We start from the raw sequence: 18682 nt of genomic DNA on the forward strand, positions 1-18682 counted from the left end.
AAATAACCTTAATAGTCCGTACGAGTCTTTTATATATTCTTAATATCTACTGACGGAGAAACCCCAAAAAAACGTTTATATTCTCGGGAAAATTGCGACAAACTTTCATATCCGACTTGAATACTGGTCGTTGAAATATCATATTCTTCGGTTATTAATAAACGCCGTGCTTCGGTTAACTTCATTCTCTTTTGATACTGTAAGGGACTCATTGAAGTGATATCCCTAAAATGTTGATGAAAACTAGAAGCACTCATCCCCATTGTGCTTGCCAGTTCTTCAACGCTAAAGGATTTTGCAAAATTTGTTTTTAGCCATTCAATCGCTTTCACAATTCGATGGCCAGTAGTTCCGGCCGCCACAATGCGTTTAAGTCGATCGCCTTGTGGGCTCATCAATAAACGATAAAAAATTTCCTTAATAATCAGGGGAGACAAGATAGGGATGTCTTGTGGTGTATCCAGTAGTTTTATTAACCGTATAAAAGCATCATTCAGCTCTGAATTCACTACCCCAACAGCCATTCCTTTTTTCTCAGTATTTACGTCTTTAAAAGGAATATGGGCTTCAAGCATGATTTGGGCGAGTACATACGGATCTAGCCGTAGCACTATCGAAAGATAGGGTCGTTCAACTGAAGCTTCAAGAACTTGAGCAATTACAGGCAGGTCAATTGCAGTAAAAAGGAAATGGTTAGAGTCATACGTATAGGTTTCTTCGCTAAGAATCACCTGTTTTTTTCCTTGAGCAATCATACATAAACTTGCATCCATCATGCTGCTACTTGGCTGGGTCAATGTTTCTGCGCGATATAAAGTCAGTCCCATAATAGGTGTTTCGAATGTACCTTTTTCTCGGGTCCATTGATCGACAAGTTGAGCTAATTCTTGATTATGGTTTAGAGACCTATTCGCCATTCAGATTCCACCGATTACCCTCTGTGTTTTTATTGTAGGCATTTCAAATAAGAAAAATAGTGAGAAGTGCAACAATTCGGAGGATTAGGCAAATCTGTGAGAGGAATAGAACAACAGCTTACGATTTTTATTTTTATACTGATCAGCATGGCACAAAGTCGATGAGTTGGAACTTAGTGAACCAAAACGTTCCAAAACCTATTTATGGATTTTCAAAATCTATAGCCATTAATGAATGTCCTGCAAAGAAATCGTCTTTATTTAAACATTAAACATGAGAGAAAAAATATGACAATTGAAGTTTTAGGTTATGCCGCGCTGTCATCAGAAACTCCTTTAGTTCCGTTTAAGTTTGAACGTAGAACCCCACGTGAAGATGATGTTGTCATTCAAATTGAATATTGTGGTGTTTGCCATTCCGATCTACATCAAGCTAAAAACGATTGGGGATTTAGTGCTTATCCGATAGTTCCGGGCCATGAAATTGTAGGTCGTGTCACCTCAATTGGTCCTAAAGTCACAAAATATAAGGTCGGTGATTTAGTGGGCATTGGCTGTATGGTCGATTCATGCCGTACTTGTTCTGCTTGTCATTCAGGGCTAGAGCAATATTGTGAAGAAGGTAATATTCAGACTTATGGCAGTGTCGATCGCCATGATCAACGACCAACTTATGGTGGATATTCACAAAGCATTACATGTAGCCAAGATTTTGTATTAAAAGTACCTGAAAATCTGAATGCTCAAGCTGTACCACCACTACTGTGTGCTGGTATTACGACTTGGTCACCGCTGCGTCACTGGAATGTTGGAAAGGACAGTAAAGTCGCTGTAGTCGGTTTAGGTGGTTTAGGGCACATGGCGATTAAACTTGCCAATGCTCTAGGCGCTGAAGTGACATTATTCACCCGCTCAGCAAATAAAGAACAGGATGCAAAACAACTCGGAGCGCATCATGTTGTGTTATCAACAGATGAAGCTCAAATGAAATCAGTGTTAAATCAATTTGATTTGATTATTGATACGGTGCCTTATAACCATGACTTGAAGCCTTATATTCCAACACTAGCTTTAAATGGAACAATTGTGTTAGTTGGATATTTAGGTGAAATTAGCGCAAATTCAGTACCTATGATTTTAGGAAGAAAATCAATTGCAGGTTCAGTGATTGGTGGAATTAAGGAAACACAAGAGTTACTCGATTTTTGTGGTGAGCATAATATTGTTTCTGAAGTAGAGATGATTGATATGCAAAACATTAATGAAGCTTTTGAACGTATGCTAAAGAGCGACGTGAAGTATCGTTTTGTGATTAATATGAAAACACTGTCTGAAGATTAATTTAGTCATCATTTTCGGCTGTGCATACGATGAGTAGTGTGCACAGCTCAAAAGTTTAATACCAATGTGAGTGTTATGATTTAGAAGGAATGTATTTACGCATAGCAAAGATAAATAGCGTAAATAAAATACTGAAACCAAAAACAGGTAAGCTTAGCCCTAACACGAGACCCACCAATATTAACCCTATTTTTTGTGAGCCAGTTGCACGGTTCCAAACTAATAAGCTTTGCCCAACAAAGTGAGTTGTCATGAGTTTTAAATTCGAGTTTTTAAATGCAGCCCTATATGCATAAATAATCATAATGCACAGTGCGAAAGCATAAAGTGCCAGTACCAATTGATTTATCCAGCCAAATAAAACACCAATATGCGCATCAACTCCCCAACGAGTGAGCTTTGCCACTAACGAGTAATCTTTAAACGCAAGTTGATCGATGACTTTATGTTGTTCCATATCAATTGCGATACTGTCTGCTTGAGTTGGCCATTTACGCTGAATTTCGGCTATCGTCCAAGCTTGATTTCCACTGGTTGGTGGCTTGATTTGTATTTGTGCTGCATTAATGCCATGTGCTCTGGCTATTGAAAGAGCGCTATCGTATTCACTTGAAATAATATTTAAATTAAGATTTTCACTATGTGGCATTTCGTGATGTTCATGGTGCATCACTGTTGGTAAATTATCTTCTTGAAGCGAAGTTGCCAATGTTGGGGTTTGCCAGTTAAGCCATTGACGAGCAACCCGAATATTATCTCCAGCCCACTCGGACCATGTAAGACCCGTAATGGCGATGATTAATAAGAGAGGGAATAACGCTAAACCCAACGTGCTATGCCATTTCAGTAATCTATTTTTTTCTGTTTGTCTAATTTTAAGATTTTGACGACGTTTCCACCAATTATATAGTCCAGTTAAAGTCAAAATAGCTAACCAGCTTGCTGCCAGTTCACTATAAAAGCGACCCCATTTTCCTAGTAATAAATTGCTATGTAGTTGGTCGAGTGTAGTCCGAAACGGCAGAACCCCACTGGTACCATAAACCGCTAGATGGCCTTTGGCTTGAAGCGTAAAAGGGTCAATAAAAACGGCTTCACTCGTAAAATCATGTATAGGATCTGAAAAAATTACACGAGTTGTTTGGTCAGCACTTGGAGCTGGTCTAACTTCAATCACCTGTGCAGACTTAGGCATTACTTGCTTTGCGGCTTCAATTTGCTGGCTCAGCATATGTGGCGGTTGCTTCAGTGGCTCTACATATAAAACATCTTTATAAATCGCTTGCTCTATTTGAGGCGTAATTGCATAGAGTAAACCAGTGATTGCTGCGAACAAGATAAATGGCGCAATAAAAATACCAGCATAAATATGAATTAAACGGTAAAGACTACGCCAGAAGGATGATTGGGTCAGCATCAGAAGAGAATGTTTGTCAGGTGTTGGGCGGATTATAACGACTTATTTATCTTGATGCTGATTGAGCTGTAACCAGTATTAAATTATTTGAGTAGCTCTTAGGCATATTGTTTGGTCTAAAGAAAGGCCTGAAAAAATCAGGCCTCTCCCTTAATTATTATTTTGTAGTTTCTAAGCGAACTTGAGAAATACTCAAGCCTTGAGAGCTTACTTTTTCCTTCACTTGATCAAGTGTTAAATCAGTAGCAACAAACTGAACTTCTAAGTCTTCAGCAGCCATGCCTAATTGCTTAACTTGATCACTGACTTGATAGACCAATTGACCAATATGGCCTGGGTGCCCGCCGTGGTCATGATCTAACACACCGAAGTAGTTAATTGTGGCAACATAAATTTTTTGGTCTGGTTTATTTTTTGGAGATAGATAAATCTTATAGGTTAGATTTGGATTACCAATCATTTGGACATTATCTAATATTAAATAGGTTTGTCCTGATGAGAGCTTTGTTTGAGTAAGTTGACTTGAGTTTTCTAGGAAACTTGCAGTTTGAGGGGCTAAAGCTACTTTTTGAGTTACACCCATAAGTTTAATGCTTTTATTACTGCTGACTGGTTTATGATTCATTTTAAATAGATTTACTTTTTCAGCACCTTTACTGCTCATAACAGTAGCTTCAACTTTACAAGCATTTTCATTAGTATATCGCACTGGAATTTTACCGGGGGTGAATACATCAGCAATCGTCATGGTAACTTTGTTGCCGTTTTCATCTGCAAAGGTATATCGGGTGTCATACCAACTATCTGGCATACCTAAGTTTTTCTTGGCCCATTCAAGCGTAATTGGTTGCCCATTTGCTTTTTTATTTAACCAGCATTGCCATAAGCGGTCGATATTTGCATGGTGCATATAAAATACGGGATCTAAGCCTGCAATAGGTACAAATCCCATATCTGGTAGTACACAGCTTTTACCGACTGCACAGTGCATGACACCATGGGGTTGAGACTGTAATTGGTTAGAGAAGTCTGTGAAGTTATCCCATTTAAATGCTTGAGCAGCGCTGGCATTATCTGGATCTATGGCGCTGATATTTGCATTTAAACCCGGTGTACGGAACTGATCATATAAGGTACCTGCTTGTTTACCTCGGACCAATTGAGGGAGTGCTAAGCCTTTACCATTAGCAGCTTTTTCTTGGTAGTAGTCCCAATAAGGAAGAGAGTAATCTTGCCCAACATATTTACGCACTGTTCGCTCGTAAAAATAAAGCATCATACGGTGCCAAGGTAAGAAATTTAAATTGCCATGTTGGCATGTACCCCAAACTTCATCGGTAAAGCCATCATTTGGGACTGGTGAATTTTGAATATGCTTATAGTAACTGTCACATACTGCTTTACTATATATCTCTAAACACTGTGGCATACGGTATTGATTAACATAATAATCTTTGTCTGTTGCATGTTTACCTGTACCAAAATAGCCATGTGTATTGGCCCAGTAATTAAAGCTTGTACGAAACTCCGGTGATAAAGGGGGAGCATTATTATTTGCTCGCATTTTTTCCAGACCCTTTTGTAATGCGCTTACTTTGGCTGGATCTTTTGCAAACTCCGTGGCACTTATTCGTAGTGAGTCAGCATGAGTCGTTAAGCTCATACCACACAATAGAGTTCCTAAAATATAATAATTTCTCTTCATGATTTTAAATCCTTGTCATGTTTAATATTCTTATATTTGATTATTTGTAATTTATGAATTTACCCTTGGGTTGGGTAATTCTTAATCTAATCTAGCATATAAAGAAGTTTTTATTAAAGGTTTATATTTAATATTAATAATGAAAAAATTTAATTTTAAAATCTGTAATTTTATAGAAAAACTTAATTATTTAGCATGTTGTTTCTAACATGTTTTTATTAATAATAAAAAAATTTAAAAATAAAAATAATTATATTTTTGCTTAATGTATTTTTTTTTTAAATTTATGAGTTTAAAGTCTCATTGTTAAATGAAATGTTAGATATGAAAATTTTTGATTGAAATTAAATATTAAAAATTTATTTTATTTGAATGTTAGCATGCATGCTCTAAAGGTTTTGTATAGGGCTATCTATATTTTGAGTTTTAAAACATAAATTACAATTGCATGATTATTAAGTTTATTTTGTAATTTTGGCATTTTTATTGCTTAATTACTCTTATCTTTAATACAACATTTGATTTACTAACTTATAAATGATGATTCAAACCGTCTTGCTCTCTTATGGTGTCTTTTTCATATGAAAAATGCACCAAATAGACACGTCTTTTTATTTTGCACTGTATTTGTGCGTTGGATGCTGTAATGAAGTCATTGGTTTCAATACTTACTTTACTCATTCTATGTGGATGCTCTTCATCTGAACAAAGTAGAAAAACTAAAGAAAACTTGGTAGCCCATTCGATATGTGTTTTTGATAGTACAAATACAAAAGTTTGTGTAGCCAAACCAGCCCAAAGAATAGTTTCTCTATTTGAGTCGGGTTTAGATGGCTTATATATGCTAGGGCAAGGTCATAAAGTGATTGGCATACCAGCCGAAGTATACATCCAGCCTTTATTATTTAATGCCTATTCAAAAATAGATAAGCGTATTGCCAATAAACAGCTTGCGACGCCTTCACAAGGGGCAAATGCAACTAATATTGAAAGTCTTGTGTTGTTAAAACCCGATTTGGTGATTTTGGGGAGCGGGCAAACCCAAACGATTGAACTGTTACGGCAGTTTGGCATTGCTGTATATGTCATGGAGTCCAGCACTTATCAGCAAGTAAAAGAAGAGTTATCAGAAATTGCCGTTTTGAGCGGTGCCCAAAAGCGTGCTCAAGAAATTTTAAATTTCTCTGATGAAATTGTTGCAGAAGTTGCAGCAAAAACGGCGCGTCAGCCAAATAAAAAATCGATTTACTATGCATGGTCAGGAGGGCGTATTTTTTCTACCTCTGGACGTCAGTCGATTACCAATGACTTTATTGAACTCGCTGGTGCTTACAACATTGTTCAGACCGATGCTAACCAGCCCAATGTAAATCCCGAGACCCTCATTGAATGGAACCCTGACAATATTGTGCTTTGGAATACAAACCCAAAACTGATTTATGAACGAAAAGAATTACAAGGTTTAAGCGCTGTACAAAACCGTAAGGTATTTAATTTGAGTCCTGCATTTATATATAACCCCCATACCATCAAAATCATTATTACGGCGATTTATTTGAATCATAGTATTTATCCGGAACAGTCTGATTTACCAGTAAGTGCTTTACAACAGCGTATTTTAACTAAGTTGTATGGTGAGCACCTTGCCAAAGCATTGGTGCAATGAATATGCAAAAGCTGAAATATTATTGGTTTTACCCGTTACCGTTCGTGATGATTTTTATCTCGTTGCTCATAGGGCCAACGCAGACATTGAGTGCATGGGATTATTTGCGGTGGGGTGTGCAAGCGGTGTTTGGTACACCATATTTTGATGCTGAGCAATTTAGACTGATGCAAAACATTCTCGTAAATGTCAGATTACCCAGAATTCTACTGACCTTTATGGTGGGTGCTGCGTTAGCAACTGCGGGAAATGGTTTACAGGCATTGTTTCGTAATCCTTTAGTTGACTCGTATGTACTCGGTATTTCATCTGGTGCGGCGTTCGGTGCAGCTTTAGCACTTTCTTTAAGTTGGCTTTCACCAAACCTATCCGCCTTTATTTTTGGCGTGTGCGCTGTTGGTTTAACGTATTTATTTGCCCATCAAAAACATGAAAGCCAGACATCTTTAGTCATGGTAATTTTATCGGGCATGATTGTTTCGGGGCTGTTTTTGGCAGGACTTACAGTCATTCAATACTTAAGTGATCCATTTAAATTACAAGCCATTGTGCAGTGGACCATGGGCAACTTACATCAAGCGTCTTGGCAAAAGGTTCAATACGCTGTGCTACCAATCTGTATTGGTCTTGCTGGATTATTTGCGATGCGTTGGCGCCTAAACCTAATGGCACTCGGTGCCGAAGAAGCACAGGCGGTTGGTGTTAACCCAAGGTGGGAACAGCTTCTTTTAATTGCGCTGGTGACTGTATGTACGTCAACTTCTGTAGCAGCGGCTGGCATTATTAGTTTATATGGGCTGTTTATGCCACATATTGTGAGAATGTTGGTTGGGCCAGATCATCGCTACAGTATTCCTGCCAATATGATTTTGGGCGGTAGTTTTCTCCTGTTGATTGATAACTTTTCTCGGGTTTTACTAACGTTTGAAATACCGATTGGTATTTTTACCATGTTACTTGGCGCACCATTTTTCTTATTATTAATGAAAACACAGAGGACTCATTGGGCATGATTCAAATTGATCAGTTAAATTATGCCTATGGGCACAAACAGGTCCTTAAAAATATTCATCTGGAGTTTCCTGAAAATCAGTTTTCAGTGATTTTAGGGCGTAATGGTTGTGGTAAATCTACACTTTTTAAATTGATGGCGGGCCTAGAACCTGTAAAAGATGGGTTGATTCGTTATTCTGGAAAACCACTATCGGACTTTAACGGGAAAGATCGGGCAGCCTTACTCGGCTTTTTACCGCAGTTTCATAAAACCGTATTTCCATTTTTGGTTAAAGATGTGGTGATTACGGGACGTGCCGCTTTTAGTCGATTTCGTCCTTCAAAATCAGACTGGGAACGTGTAGACCAAGCTTTGCTTGATTTAGACATCGAGCATTTGCGTGACCGTCCTTATACCGAGCTATCGGGTGGCGAAAGACAATTGGTCATGATTGCCCGTATTTTAGTACAAGCACCGAAAGTCATTTTGCTTGATGAACCAACCAATCATCTCGATGTTTATTATCAGTCTTATTTAATGAAAAAATTGCGTCAGTTGTCGCGGCAAAATTTTACGGTGATTGCAATTATGCATGATCCCAACTTGGCTTTTTTATTTGCAGATCATTTGTTTTTTATGCGCCAACATGAGGTGGTTAAGCCTGAGTCAAAAACACGAATAACCGATCCGAAGTTTTTAAAAAGTGTCTATGATGTTGAGTTCCATGAAGCCATGATTCAAGACAAAACCATTGTTATCCCTGATCATTCTTGGCTATAAATATGACTTTTCACTATCATCTAGCAGACAAATCAGACTATGCATCTGCTGTAGAGTTTGCTCTTTATACGAGACATTTATTATTTCCAGAAATCTATCATGGGCAAGTCCCCAAAGATTTAAAAAATTTTGGGCAATATTATGTTAATGATCCATTAGGTTGCTTTATTACGGTAAAAGATAAAAACCGTATTATTGGCACTATTGCATATCGGGCGTATGACCATCGTTTTGATTTAAATTTGCCATCTAAGACAGTGGAAGTGGTTAAGTTGTTTGTATTGCCTGAATACCGCCGTAATGGTATCGCAACTATGCTATGTAAAATGTTGTTTAGCCATGCACAGAAGAATGAAATTACCACTTTGTATTTGCATACCCATCCATTTTTACCTGCGGCTGAGGAGTTTTGGCGGCTTCAAGGCTTTGATGTTATTAAACGTGAGTGGATCGAGACCTATGACACCATTCACATGAGTAAATCTTTATAGTGCTTTATCATGTGCATGAAATCTTTTTTGAAAATGGGTAGGCGGATAACCCATAATTTTACTGAACATTGCTGTAAAAGCTGCCGAGTGTTCATAGCCCAAACTAAAAGCAATTTCAGTAATGGAGATATTTTTTTTTAGGGCATTTAAAGCATAGATGATGCAGACCCGATTACGCCAAGCCTGAAAGGACATGCCAGTTTCTGACTTAAACCAGCGGTGAAAAGTCCGCTCACTTTTATTGTGGTCATGTGCCCAATTTTTAGGGCTGCTATGAATATCGGGATGCTGCATAAACTCAGCACACTGTTTAGATAACAATGTGTTGTGAGGCAATGGAATAAACAGAGGCAGGGCTGGTGCAGCTTCTAATTCATATAACAATAAATCGATAAGAGCGCCGTCACGGCCTGAATGTTGGTAGTCAATAGGTAGCTGATTAGCCTGAATGAGCAGTTGATGTAACAAAGGCGAGACTTGTATAACCTCGCAATAGTTTGCTTGTCTTGGTGCACTATTCACTTCTATATACAAACTATAAGTACTGACTTTAGATAGCCATACCCGATGTGGTTTGCCTGCAGGTATCCATACACCGCTGTACGGTAACACGAGCCATTGCCCATCTTCAGTTTCAACTTTCATGAGGCCTTCGGGTGCATATAAGAACTGAGCACGGCGATGGCTATGCGTATCTAACAAAGTATCAGCAGGATAGTCTGATCCTAACGTTAGAACCGCTTGCGGTAGATGGTCTACCTCGTTAATTGGAATATTACGCATATATTTTTGTCTGAAATTAATAAAAATATGGCTTTTCTACGTTAGTTTGCCATAAAGCTATTTTATATCATGCCTCTATAAACGTGAGGAAGATAATCATGCTATATGAGCTATTTTTATTTGGACTACTTTCAGGCATAACCACTTGGTTATTTGGTTTTGGAGGCGGTTTTGTTGCTGTACCTTTGCTTTATACCGTCATTATTCAAAAGTGGAGTAATGAAAGCATGGTGGGGGTACATGCGATGCAAATCGCCGTAGCTACATCAGCTTTTGTCATGCTCTGCTCGGCAAGTTTTGCAACCTTTCGACATTTTTGGTCTGGACATATAGATTGGCAAAAGATCCGCTTTTTATGGGGTGGTATTGCACTTGGTGGAATTGTCGGTGCAGTAATGGCCTCATTGTTTAATGGCAGTTGGCTTCGCTGGATATTTATGGGCTATGTGTTCATAACCATTATTGATTGTTATTACCGACCAGGGTTTATGGTGACATCAATGCAAAAGCAAAACTATGGACAAAACAGCGAACTCATTAAAGGCGGAGTTATCGGCTGGGTTGCAGCGCTTTTAGGTGTGGGTGGCAGTGTAATGACAGTTCCGTTATTACGGCGCCGGGGTAGTTCTATGGCAGAGGCCGCGGCTATCGCAAACATTCTCACGCTGCCTTTGTCTTTAACTGCAACGCTAACCTATTGTGTATTATCACGTTGGCAATCTACATGGACACCTAGTGGATTTATTGGTCTAATCTGGTTTGAAGCTGCTTTATTCTTGGTTGCTGGAACATGGATTGGGCTATATTTTTCAGAAAAATTTATTTCAAAACTGCCGGATTTATGGCGGGCAAAGTTGTATCCGCTACTTTTAATAATAGTTTTACTAGTCATGCTTTTTTTAAATTAACTTTTTATTTCAATTAATTGAAGAATAATATCTCTTAAAAATTGAATCTCTAAATGCTCTAAAACCCCAAATTTTTATGTCTTAAATGGCTTTGAAAAAAGTTTGAAAAATAGACTTGAAATATATGGTGGCTTTATGCCACTATATATTTATCGAAGGTCATCAGACAAAAAGAGGATGATATGGCTATCCAGCTTTTAGATGCGGCAAGAAATGAAATTCCAGTGAAATTCACGCAGTTTTCTGGTGGCGAGCGTCATGTTCAAATTGATGAGACAACGTTAAGTTCACTATCTGGCTACGTATTGGTCCGTGCCAAAATGACCTTAAGTCACGATGTGATGGACTATTTGTTACTTGAAAATATATTGCTGAATCAGGGTTTAACCGTTGACTTAGAAATTCCGTATTTTCCATACGCACGACAGGATCGTATTTGTGCAGCAGGCCAAGCGTTCTCGCTTGATGTGATGACAAAGCTACTCAACATCAATGCCGACAAAAAAGCGGGCAAACAAGGCAAAATCACTGTTTGGGACTGCCATAGTGAAGTAACCACAGCATTACTCGCTGCAAATACTTCTTTTAACGAAGTTGTAAATGTTAGTTCAGTCGACATCATCGCAAAGAGTGAAGCGCTGAGCACATTATTAAAAGATGAAAAAACAGTGCTGGTTTGCCCAGACAAAGGCGCAAAAGCACGCACACAAATGGTTGCAGATGCTTTTAATCTTGAGCGTAAACAATCCATCACTATTGTTCAGTGTGATAAAAAACGTGACCCAGTGACTGGCAAAATTTTAGGTACACATGTACATGCAACTGATTTATCAGGCCTCACAGCGGTCATTACCGATGACATTTGCGACGGCGGTGCAACCTTTATTGGTATTGCCAAAGAACTCCGTCGCCTCAATTGCCATAAGGTCGTTCTATATGTGACCCACGGTATTTTCAGTAAAGGAATAGAGGTTTTTGATGGGTTGCTTGACCAACTGTTTACCTCGGACAGCTTTCCACAACAACCATCAGACAAAATTTCAGTAATTGCTTTTGCAGCAAAATAAAGAGAATAAAGATGACTATTAAATTGAATCCATTAAACGCTATCGATTTTTATAAAGCTGATCACAGACGTCAGTATCCAGCAGGCACAGAGTACGTGTACGCGAACTTTACGCCGCGTTCATCTCGACTTGCTAAAATGTTACCTGACTTTGACGATAAAGTTGTGTTCTTTGGGCTTCAAGGTTTTATTAAACACTTTTTAATCGATACGTGGAATGAAGGCTTTTTCAAGCAAGCTAAAGATAAAGTGGTGGCTGCTTATAAACGCCGTATGGATAGTTCATTAGGTGAAGGTGCTGTACCTGTTGATCACATTGAAGCGTTACACGATTTGGGCTATTTACCATTACGCATTAAAGCATTGCCAGAAGGTAGCCGCGTTAATATGCGTGTACCCGTGCTTACCGTAATTAATACCGACCCGCGTTTCTTTTGGTTAACTAACTATATTGAAACGGTTTTAAGTGCTGAGCTTTGGAAAAGTTGTACTACGGCCACAATTGCCTATGAGTACAAACGCTTATTAACTCAATATGCCGTAAAAACTGGTGTACCACTTGATTTTGTGCCTGTGCAAGGACACGATTTTAGTAGCCGTGGCATGAGTGGAATTTATGATGCTGCACAATCAGGTGTGGGTCACTTAACTAGTTTTATTGGAACAGACTCGGTCGCTTCAATCGACTACGCAGAAGAATATTACAATGCCACAGGTGTGATTGGGGTTTCTGTGCCAGCAACCGAACACAGTGTGATGTGTATGGGTACAGAAAACAGTGAGCTAGAAACCTTTAAGCGTTTAATCTGTGAGCTTTATCCGTCTGGTGTGGTTAGTGTTGTATCTGACACTTGGGACTTTTGGCGAGTGATTACCGAGTTTACAGTGGCTTTAAAACCTGAAATTTTGGCAAGACAACCCAATGCTTTAGGTTTGGCCAAATTGGTTTTCCGTCCAGACTCCGGCGACCCTGTTAAAATTATTTGCGGCGACCCAGATGCAGGAGCTGGAAGCCCAGCATATAAAGGCGCGGTAGAATGTTTATGGGAAGTGTTTGGCGGTACAACGACTGACCAAGGCTATAAAGTACTCAATGAACGTGTTGGTTTAATTTATGGTGACTCGATTACTCTAGACCGTGCACAGCGTATTTTAGAAGGGCTAGAAGCCAAAGGTTTTGCTTCAAACAATTTGGTGTTTGGGATTGGCAGTTTTACCTATAACTACTTAACTCGCGATACCTTTGGGTTTGCTGTGAAAGCAACTTGGGGGCAGGTGAACGGTGTAGGCCGTGAGTTGTTTAAAGACCCAATTACTGACTCAGGTGTGAAAAAATCTGCGAAAGGTCTGTTACGCATTGAAGAAAGTGAAAATGGTTTTACCTTGTTTGATGAGCAAACAGCCGAACAAGAACAAGGCGGAGCACTAAAAACCGTCTTTGAAAATGGTAAACTTCAATATGAATATACTTTGGATCAAATTCGTGAGCGTTTATCCATCGCATAACTGAGTTTAGATGAGCCGTTGCATGAGTATCGGCTCATCGTTTTTATTAAGAGGCTGAACGTGACTATTCAAACTGAACAAGAATTCCTTGCCAGTTATGATCGCCGAGATTATGACGCACCTTTACTCACGGTCGATATGGCTATTTTCTCGGTTTTTAATGGTCAGTTGCAGGTACTACTCATTAAGCGCCCCAACTTTCCAGCCAAAGGCCAATGGGCTTTACCGGGTGGTTTTGCCGATTTAAAGCATGATCAAGACTTGATGGCTACGGCTTATCGTAAGCTGGTCGAAAAAACAGGAATTGCTTCACCTTACTTGGAACAAGTTGCTTCTGTCGGTAATGCTAAACGTGACCCGCGTGGCTGGGCAGTAACCATTTTGTATTTTGCATTAATCGATTTTAATGCCTATCAACACCAAGCTTTGGCTGAGTACAGCGAATGGGTGCCTGTAGCAAAAGCAAAAGATTTAGCATTGGCGTTTGATCATAATGAATTGCTCAGTTTAGCTTTAGAGCGTTTAACCAGTAAAACTCGCTATACCGCTTTGCCAGCTAGTCTCATGCCCGAGTTATTTACACTGACCGAGCTACAGACTATTTATGAAATTATTCTTGGACAATCCTTAGATAAAAAAGCATTTAGACGCCGTATGATAGAAGCGGGTGCAGTTGAAGAAACCAACCACAGTAAAATTGTGGGCAAACGACCAGCTCAGCTTTATCGCTATGCACTCGATTCTTTCGATTTTATATTTCCTCGCTCACTCGAATTACCCAGAAATAAAGAGGGTGAAGATAAGCAAAACAATGAGCTTTCTGACTAGCGCATCTTGATGCACTTTGATTTATAATGCCGCGCTTATGATTGATGTCATGTTTTGATCAGCACTTTGCCTATGTCACACGTTTCTCCCTGCTTCCAGCAAAACCAGTTTTTTGTGTTGGTGGAATATCTCACTTCACTGCATGATATTTATCCTGTGAAACATGAGTTTGCAGGATATCCGGCTGCAATGACATTGGCAGATCGCGTACATTCAGATCATGATATCGCGCCGCTTGAAGCCAGCAAAAGTTACCCTGACTCAATCGATAAAGTTTTACACTTTTCAGGTAAGGCCCGAGACATACAAGACTTTGAGCGCTTTTTAGAACAAGCTCAAGCAGCCAATATTCACAACTTGTTATTGCTTACAGGCGATAAACTCAAAGAACACCATAATGGTCGAGATGGGCAGCCTCGTAGTCGCTACTTAGAGTCGGTAAATGCCGTAATGGCTGCCAAGCAGCATGGCGGGTTTCGTATTGGGGTTGCTTTTAACCCATTTAAATATGTTGAAGCTGAGCGTGATGCACAGTATTTAAAACTACATAAGAAGATTAAAGCAGGTGCTGACTTTATCATTACCCAATTGGGCTATGACATTGAAGCCTTAAAACAAGCCAAATCATTTTTAATGAAGCATGCTTATTCGCAGCAAATACTGGCTTGTGTAATGCCACTGACTTTGGGCCGAGCCAATTTTATGGTGAAGCATAAAGTCGCGGGTATTGTAATTACCCCACACATGTTAAAAGTTTTGGCAGATGAAAAACAGGCAGGGCATACAGACCGAGTTTATTTGCGCTGTGCTTTACAGATTTTGATATGTAAACATTTAGGGTTTGCAGGAATTCACTTATCTGCCTGCCATAAGCCAGAAGAGCAAATGCTGCTTGAAAGCTACATTGAGCAATACAGACATTTGGAACTTAAAGCTTTAGAAGAGCTTTGGAATTCACTTTGGCAAGTCACGACAGGCAAAGAGTTTTCACCTGAAATTTCTCGGTTTTCACGTCAGCCAACGTCTAAACAATTAATTAAATATCGCCAATTGCATGTTATGCATGAAGCAATGTTTGGATCAAAAATTGCTAAAGGCGTTGGACGGTTTATTTTTAAAGCGTCCTTTTGGGAAAACTCTTTAGTAGCTAAAGTATTAATTAAAACAGAAGTGCTGAGTAAACATAGCCTAGTCGGTTGTGAAAGCTGTGGTCAGTGTCGCCTAAGCGATACTTTATATATTTGCCCTGAAACGTGTCCAAAAGGTTTAGCCAACGGGCCTTGTGGCGGTACAACTTTAGACCGCTGTGAATTTGGTGACCGTGAATGCATTCATTCAGTCAAAGCAAGACTTGCTAAAGCTGTTGAACAAACTGAAATATTAAAAGAAAAACTGATTCCAACTGTGCCTATTGAAACTAGGGGAACCAGTTCTTGGAAAAATTGGTATTTAGTGACTGAGGCTTAAGTTTTGTATAACTTCCTTGATTTGATTTTGTTAAAAAACTAATTCACATGCTAAAGCACGGCAATAATTTAAAAATAACAATTGTTTGGCTTAATTATGTTCAATCAAGATGATTACCGAGGAGTATACTTAAAGCAAATCTTTTGCGTTAAAAGGAAAGCTGTCTCAATGAAAAAGTTGGTTGCTGTACTTGCTGTACTTGTTGTTTTAACTGGATGCGTTTACGACCCGGTTAATTACGACAAAATACACGACCAAGAGTTCCAAGACCACCTCAGGCAAAACGGTTAGTAATAAAAAAGCCCACTCAATGAGTGGGTTTCATTTTTTAAAAAGCGCACTGTGCCATTTGAGTGACAAACAGATTCATATCTTCGCACAAAAACTCTCACAACATCCTGAGTTTGCAGCCGAGGCGGAAAGTTACGATCAACTCGCAGCAAGTATAGCTGTAAAACTTAGCGATCCAGCTCAGGTCAAATAACGGGAACAGTATCTAAGCAAGTTGGGTTCAAAGGCTTATTGCGGGGGCAGTTTTTAGAAACAGGTTTTTTTAATTCCTTGTTTATTTATATGAATTAGCTAAAAGTATATATTGTATTTATAAGTTAGCTTATTGTTTACTTCATTAGAAAAATATTCCTCCTTAGAAGTTAATAAAATGAAAAATTATTTAATAGGATTAGTTATTGCTTTAGGTTTAACAGGATGTATGGCATTACCAAACATCGACTATTCACAGCAAAAAGTTGAACGGTTTAATCCAGTTAAAAATTGGATTAGTGTAGATTCTGCTTCAGTTAAAGATATACCTAATGGTAATGAAGTCTTTAAGTTGAAAGGGGGGAGCGAAGTTTATGTGTTCAGATATCAAGACGAATGGGCATTAATAAATCCAAATTCTAATAGACAACAGTGGATTGATACTAAGTATTTATGTAGTTTTTCTGGTTGTTATACTCCTCCAATTGTTTATAGAAACGCTAAAAGTAGTTTTAATAATAGGGAATCTATTTACTCAATTCAACAACGTGAGTCTAAAAGGTATAGCAATACTAAAACTAGAAGTACCTCTACTACTCATACTTCAAGAACCTATAATCAAACTACTAATAATTCTTGTTATTGTACTTCGGGTACATATTGTGTTGGGCCTAGAGGTGGACATTATTGCCTTAATAGCACGGGTTCTAAAAGATACCTTCCAAGATAGATAGAGCAAACTTTGGAAAGCCCTGCTAAATAACGATTATTATCGTTTTTTTATTTTATATACAGGTTATTTGCATTTAAAAACTAGGTCTATTTGATATAATTCATGAAAATATCAAAGGTTATAAAAATGGATAAGCCTTTTCCACTATTTTGTAATGAGCGCATTAATTTTATGAATAGAATATTATTATCTTTTATAAGTTTATTAATTATTAGTCCAGTGTACAGTGCTGATGATTTTTTCGAAAAAAAACCTTCTATTTTAATTGCTAAAGATGAAGAGGCTCAAAATACTAAAAGTGGTGAGAGTGTTGTTTTTTTTGAGTCAGCAATGCAACAAAAAATAGATCGTACAAATCAACTTTTTAGAAGGGCTGAGCGAGATAAAGATGTTCTATTCCAAACGTCAAATATGACTGATTATGATAAATCACAATATTACAGAGAAAATAAGTTTGCTAATTATAGAGGTTATTCACCATACATTGAATCTACACCTAATAGAAAAGTAATTTCAGAAAAAGAATATGAACAGCTAATGGAGCAAAAAAGAAAAGAGAGAAAAGTTGATCGAAGCCTTTGGTACCTATTAGATAAGTAATTTCAGAAGATAAATTTCAATAGTTAAAAGTGGCATAGTAAAACAAGAAAATTAATATTTTTACGAACAAAATATAGCTATTGCCTACCAAATCAAAAAATAGATATGTTATAGAAATAGATATGTTATAGAAAAGGATGGGATGAGTATTAAGTTCAAAGGAAGCACTTAACCGATCTTCTTAAAGTTCGATGGATTTCGTTAAATAGGTAGATGATGACCGCACTGTTAGAAAGGGATTTCAGCCCCTCTGAGTTTACATTGTTTTCTGAAATATTATGGAAACTTGGTTCAGGGAAAGGGCAATACAATTTACGTGAAAATATCATTGCAGATATTGCCATCTTGTTGCGGGCTGATTTTGCCGCGTCTTATATTTGGGATTCAACACATAATTTATCGAGAGAAGGTGTGATATGGAAAATCGACCCAAAAGCGATGGAGGACTATGAGAGTATTTGGCAATTTGATGACCCCATTACTGCACAGCTTCATAAACTCCAGAAACCAACATTTGTAAACGAAGTTATGCCTCTCGCAGACCTGAAAAAAACAGGCTATTACAATGAGTTTTTAAAAACCTATGGTTTGTATCACGGCATAAATATTTATTTTGTCCGAAATGGTATAGATATTGGCGATTTACGTATTTGGCGTGCAAAAGACGCCGACATGTTTGGTGAACGTGAAAAAAGAATCTTAAATCTGCTTGAACCTTATTTTACCCAAGCCTTACCACTAGATTTGTCAACACAATATGGTCTGACTCCACGTGAACAAGAAGTGGTTCATTTAGTCTCTAAAGGCTTAAGTGATAAAGAGGTGGCAAATTTACTTGATATTAGCTTTACCACATTAAGAACCCATCTGAACAACTCTATGAGAAAAATAGGCTGTAATAATCGCACTGAAATGACTTTACTCATTCAACATTAAAACAAAAACAATCCTCAATTTTGAGGATGCGAATGAATGAGCAATTTGTACTAAGTTCTTA

Annotated in this window: 18 protein-coding genes; 14 read left to right on the forward strand and 4 right to left on the reverse strand. The window is 38.2% G+C overall.

Annotated features, from left to right (window positions below; genetic code table 11):
* Positions 1-29: 29 nt before the first annotated feature.
* The gene (locus tag K6I41_RS08810; RefSeq protein ID WP_250375668.1) at positions 30-917 is read right to left on the reverse strand and encodes an AraC family transcriptional regulator; all 888 of its coding nucleotides are present in this window, start codon (positions 915-917) and stop codon (positions 30-32) included.
* Positions 918-1205: 288 nt separating this feature from the next.
* Here K6I41_RS08810 and K6I41_RS08815 point away from each other — a divergent pair, with 288 nt between their 5' ends.
* Positions 1206-2258 (forward strand): NAD(P)-dependent alcohol dehydrogenase, encoded by a 1053-nt coding sequence (locus K6I41_RS08815; RefSeq protein WP_250375669.1) that lies wholly within the window; start codon positions 1206-1208, stop codon positions 2256-2258.
* Between the two features lie 73 nt (positions 2259-2331).
* On the opposite strand, the gene K6I41_RS08820 is transcribed toward K6I41_RS08815, so the two are convergent.
* Both K6I41_RS08820 and K6I41_RS08825 read right to left on the reverse strand, forming a co-directional pair.
* On the reverse strand, positions 2332-3675 hold the full coding sequence (locus tag K6I41_RS08820) for a PepSY-associated TM helix domain-containing protein (RefSeq protein ID WP_250375670.1): 1344 nt from the start codon (positions 3673-3675) through the stop codon (positions 2332-2334).
* 157 nt (positions 3676-3832) lie between these two features.
* Positions 3833-5380, reverse strand: a complete 1548-nt coding sequence (locus tag K6I41_RS08825) for a tyrosinase family protein (RefSeq protein WP_250375671.1) — start codon at positions 5378-5380, stop codon at positions 3833-3835.
* A 646-nt stretch (positions 5381-6026) separates the two neighbouring features.
* Between K6I41_RS08825 and K6I41_RS08830 the strand changes: the two genes are divergently transcribed.
* The 4 genes from K6I41_RS08830 to K6I41_RS08845 are packed head-to-tail and all read left to right on the forward strand — an operon-like array spanning position 6027 to position 9311.
* Positions 6027-7046: an ABC transporter substrate-binding protein gene (locus tag K6I41_RS08830; protein ID WP_151828192.1), complete on the forward strand. Its 1020-nt coding sequence runs from the start codon at positions 6027-6029 to the stop codon at positions 7044-7046.
* Positions 7047-7048: 2 nt separating this feature from the next.
* Positions 7049-8059, forward strand: a complete 1011-nt coding sequence (locus tag K6I41_RS08835) for a FecCD family ABC transporter permease (RefSeq protein WP_081402260.1) — start codon at positions 7049-7051, stop codon at positions 8057-8059.
* Positions 8056-8820, forward strand: coding sequence for an ABC transporter ATP-binding protein (locus K6I41_RS08840; protein WP_151822842.1), 765 nt, complete (start codon positions 8056-8058; stop codon positions 8818-8820). The genes K6I41_RS08835 and K6I41_RS08840 overlap by 4 nt, the downstream gene beginning before the upstream one ends.
* 2 nt (positions 8821-8822) lie before the next feature.
* Positions 8823-9311, forward strand: coding sequence for a GNAT family N-acetyltransferase (locus tag K6I41_RS08845; protein ID WP_013197817.1), 489 nt, complete (start codon positions 8823-8825; stop codon positions 9309-9311).
* Here the strand turns inward: K6I41_RS08845 and K6I41_RS08850 are convergent.
* Positions 9306-10094 (reverse strand): AraC family transcriptional regulator, encoded by a 789-nt coding sequence (locus K6I41_RS08850; protein WP_182918024.1) that lies wholly within the window; start codon positions 10092-10094, stop codon positions 9306-9308. The genes K6I41_RS08845 and K6I41_RS08850 overlap by 6 nt on opposite strands.
* 98 nt (positions 10095-10192) lie before the next feature.
* Here K6I41_RS08850 and K6I41_RS08855 point away from each other — a divergent pair, with 98 nt between their 5' ends.
* The 9 genes from K6I41_RS08855 (at position 10193) to K6I41_RS08895 (ending at position 18621) form a co-directional block, all read left to right on the forward strand.
* Positions 10193-11002, forward strand: a complete 810-nt coding sequence (locus K6I41_RS08855; RefSeq protein ID WP_250375672.1) for a sulfite exporter TauE/SafE family protein — start codon at positions 10193-10195, stop codon at positions 11000-11002.
* Positions 11003-11184: 182 nt separating this feature from the next.
* Positions 11185-12069 carry a phosphoribosyltransferase family protein gene (locus K6I41_RS08860; protein WP_250375673.1) on the forward strand — a complete coding sequence of 295 codons (885 nt, stop codon included), beginning with the start codon at positions 11185-11187 and terminating at the stop codon, positions 12067-12069.
* A gap of 11 nt (positions 12070-12080) precedes the next feature.
* A complete protein-coding gene (locus K6I41_RS08865) occupies positions 12081-13574 on the forward strand; it encodes a nicotinate phosphoribosyltransferase (RefSeq protein ID WP_250375674.1) in 1494 nt (497 codons plus the stop codon).
* A 60-nt stretch (positions 13575-13634) separates the two neighbouring features.
* The gene (ntrR, locus tag K6I41_RS08870; protein WP_250375675.1) at positions 13635-14402 is read left to right on the forward strand and encodes an ADPR responsive transcriptional repressor NtrR; all 768 of its coding nucleotides are present in this window, start codon (positions 13635-13637) and stop codon (positions 14400-14402) included.
* Between the two features lie 72 nt (positions 14403-14474).
* On the forward strand, positions 14475-15869 hold the full coding sequence (locus tag K6I41_RS08875; RefSeq protein WP_250375676.1) for a methylenetetrahydrofolate reductase C-terminal domain-containing protein: 1395 nt from the start codon (positions 14475-14477) through the stop codon (positions 15867-15869).
* A 310-nt stretch (positions 15870-16179) separates the two neighbouring features.
* Positions 16180-16353: a hypothetical protein gene (locus tag K6I41_RS08880; RefSeq protein ID WP_502800633.1), complete on the forward strand. Its 174-nt coding sequence runs from the start codon at positions 16180-16182 to the stop codon at positions 16351-16353.
* Between the two features lie 177 nt (positions 16354-16530).
* Positions 16531-17082: a hypothetical protein gene (locus tag K6I41_RS08885; RefSeq protein WP_250375677.1), complete on the forward strand. Its 552-nt coding sequence runs from the start codon at positions 16531-16533 to the stop codon at positions 17080-17082.
* Positions 17083-17256: 174 nt separating this feature from the next.
* Positions 17257-17685, forward strand: coding sequence for a hypothetical protein (locus K6I41_RS08890; RefSeq protein ID WP_035331565.1), 429 nt, complete (start codon positions 17257-17259; stop codon positions 17683-17685).
* Between the two features lie 216 nt (positions 17686-17901).
* Positions 17902-18621 carry a response regulator transcription factor gene (locus K6I41_RS08895; RefSeq protein ID WP_250375678.1) on the forward strand — a complete coding sequence of 240 codons (720 nt, stop codon included), beginning with the start codon at positions 17902-17904 and terminating at the stop codon, positions 18619-18621.
* Positions 18622-18682: the final 61 nt, after the last annotated feature.

The sequence above is a fragment of the Acinetobacter sp. AS23 genome, assembly GCF_023612055.1.
Lineage (GTDB): Bacteria > Pseudomonadota > Gammaproteobacteria > Pseudomonadales > Moraxellaceae > Acinetobacter > Acinetobacter oleivorans.

What these genes read in the sequence shown, in the direction of transcription:
- K6I41_RS08810 (WP_250375668.1), bottom strand. Translation starts at nt 917, where the DNA reads ATGGCGAATAGGTCTCTAAACCATAATCAAGAATTAGCTCAACTTGTC.
- K6I41_RS08815 (WP_250375669.1), top strand. Translation starts at nt 1,206, where the DNA reads ATGACAATTGAAGTTTTAGGTTATGCCGCGCTGTCATCAGAAACTCCT.
- K6I41_RS08820 (WP_250375670.1), bottom strand. Translation starts at nt 3,675, where the DNA reads ATGCTGACCCAATCATCCTTCTGGCGTAGTCTTTACCGTTTAATTCAT.
- K6I41_RS08825 (WP_250375671.1), bottom strand. Translation starts at nt 5,380, where the DNA reads ATGAAGAGAAATTATTATATTTTAGGAACTCTATTGTGTGGTATGAGC.
- K6I41_RS08830 (WP_151828192.1), top strand. Translation starts at nt 6,027, where the DNA reads ATGAAGTCATTGGTTTCAATACTTACTTTACTCATTCTATGTGGATGC.
- K6I41_RS08835 (WP_081402260.1), top strand. Translation starts at nt 7,049, where the DNA reads ATGCAAAAGCTGAAATATTATTGGTTTTACCCGTTACCGTTCGTGATG.
- K6I41_RS08840 (WP_151822842.1), top strand. Translation starts at nt 8,056, where the DNA reads ATGATTCAAATTGATCAGTTAAATTATGCCTATGGGCACAAACAGGTC.
- K6I41_RS08845 (WP_013197817.1), top strand. Translation starts at nt 8,823, where the DNA reads ATGACTTTTCACTATCATCTAGCAGACAAATCAGACTATGCATCTGCT.
- K6I41_RS08850 (WP_182918024.1), bottom strand. Translation starts at nt 10,094, where the DNA reads ATGCGTAATATTCCAATTAACGAGGTAGACCATCTACCGCAAGCGGTT.
- K6I41_RS08855 (WP_250375672.1), top strand. Translation starts at nt 10,193, where the DNA reads ATGCTATATGAGCTATTTTTATTTGGACTACTTTCAGGCATAACCACT.
- K6I41_RS08860 (WP_250375673.1), top strand. Translation starts at nt 11,185, where the DNA reads ATGGCTATCCAGCTTTTAGATGCGGCAAGAAATGAAATTCCAGTGAAA.
- K6I41_RS08865 (WP_250375674.1), top strand. Translation starts at nt 12,081, where the DNA reads ATGACTATTAAATTGAATCCATTAAACGCTATCGATTTTTATAAAGCT.
- K6I41_RS08875 (WP_250375676.1), top strand. Translation starts at nt 14,475, where the DNA reads ATGTCACACGTTTCTCCCTGCTTCCAGCAAAACCAGTTTTTTGTGTTG.
- K6I41_RS08880 (WP_502800633.1), top strand. Translation starts at nt 16,180, where the DNA reads ATGAGTGGGTTTCATTTTTTAAAAAGCGCACTGTGCCATTTGAGTGAC.
- K6I41_RS08885 (WP_250375677.1), top strand. Translation starts at nt 16,531, where the DNA reads ATGAAAAATTATTTAATAGGATTAGTTATTGCTTTAGGTTTAACAGGA.
- K6I41_RS08890 (WP_035331565.1), top strand. Translation starts at nt 17,257, where the DNA reads ATGAATAGAATATTATTATCTTTTATAAGTTTATTAATTATTAGTCCA.
- K6I41_RS08895 (WP_250375678.1), top strand. Translation starts at nt 17,902, where the DNA reads ATGACCGCACTGTTAGAAAGGGATTTCAGCCCCTCTGAGTTTACATTG.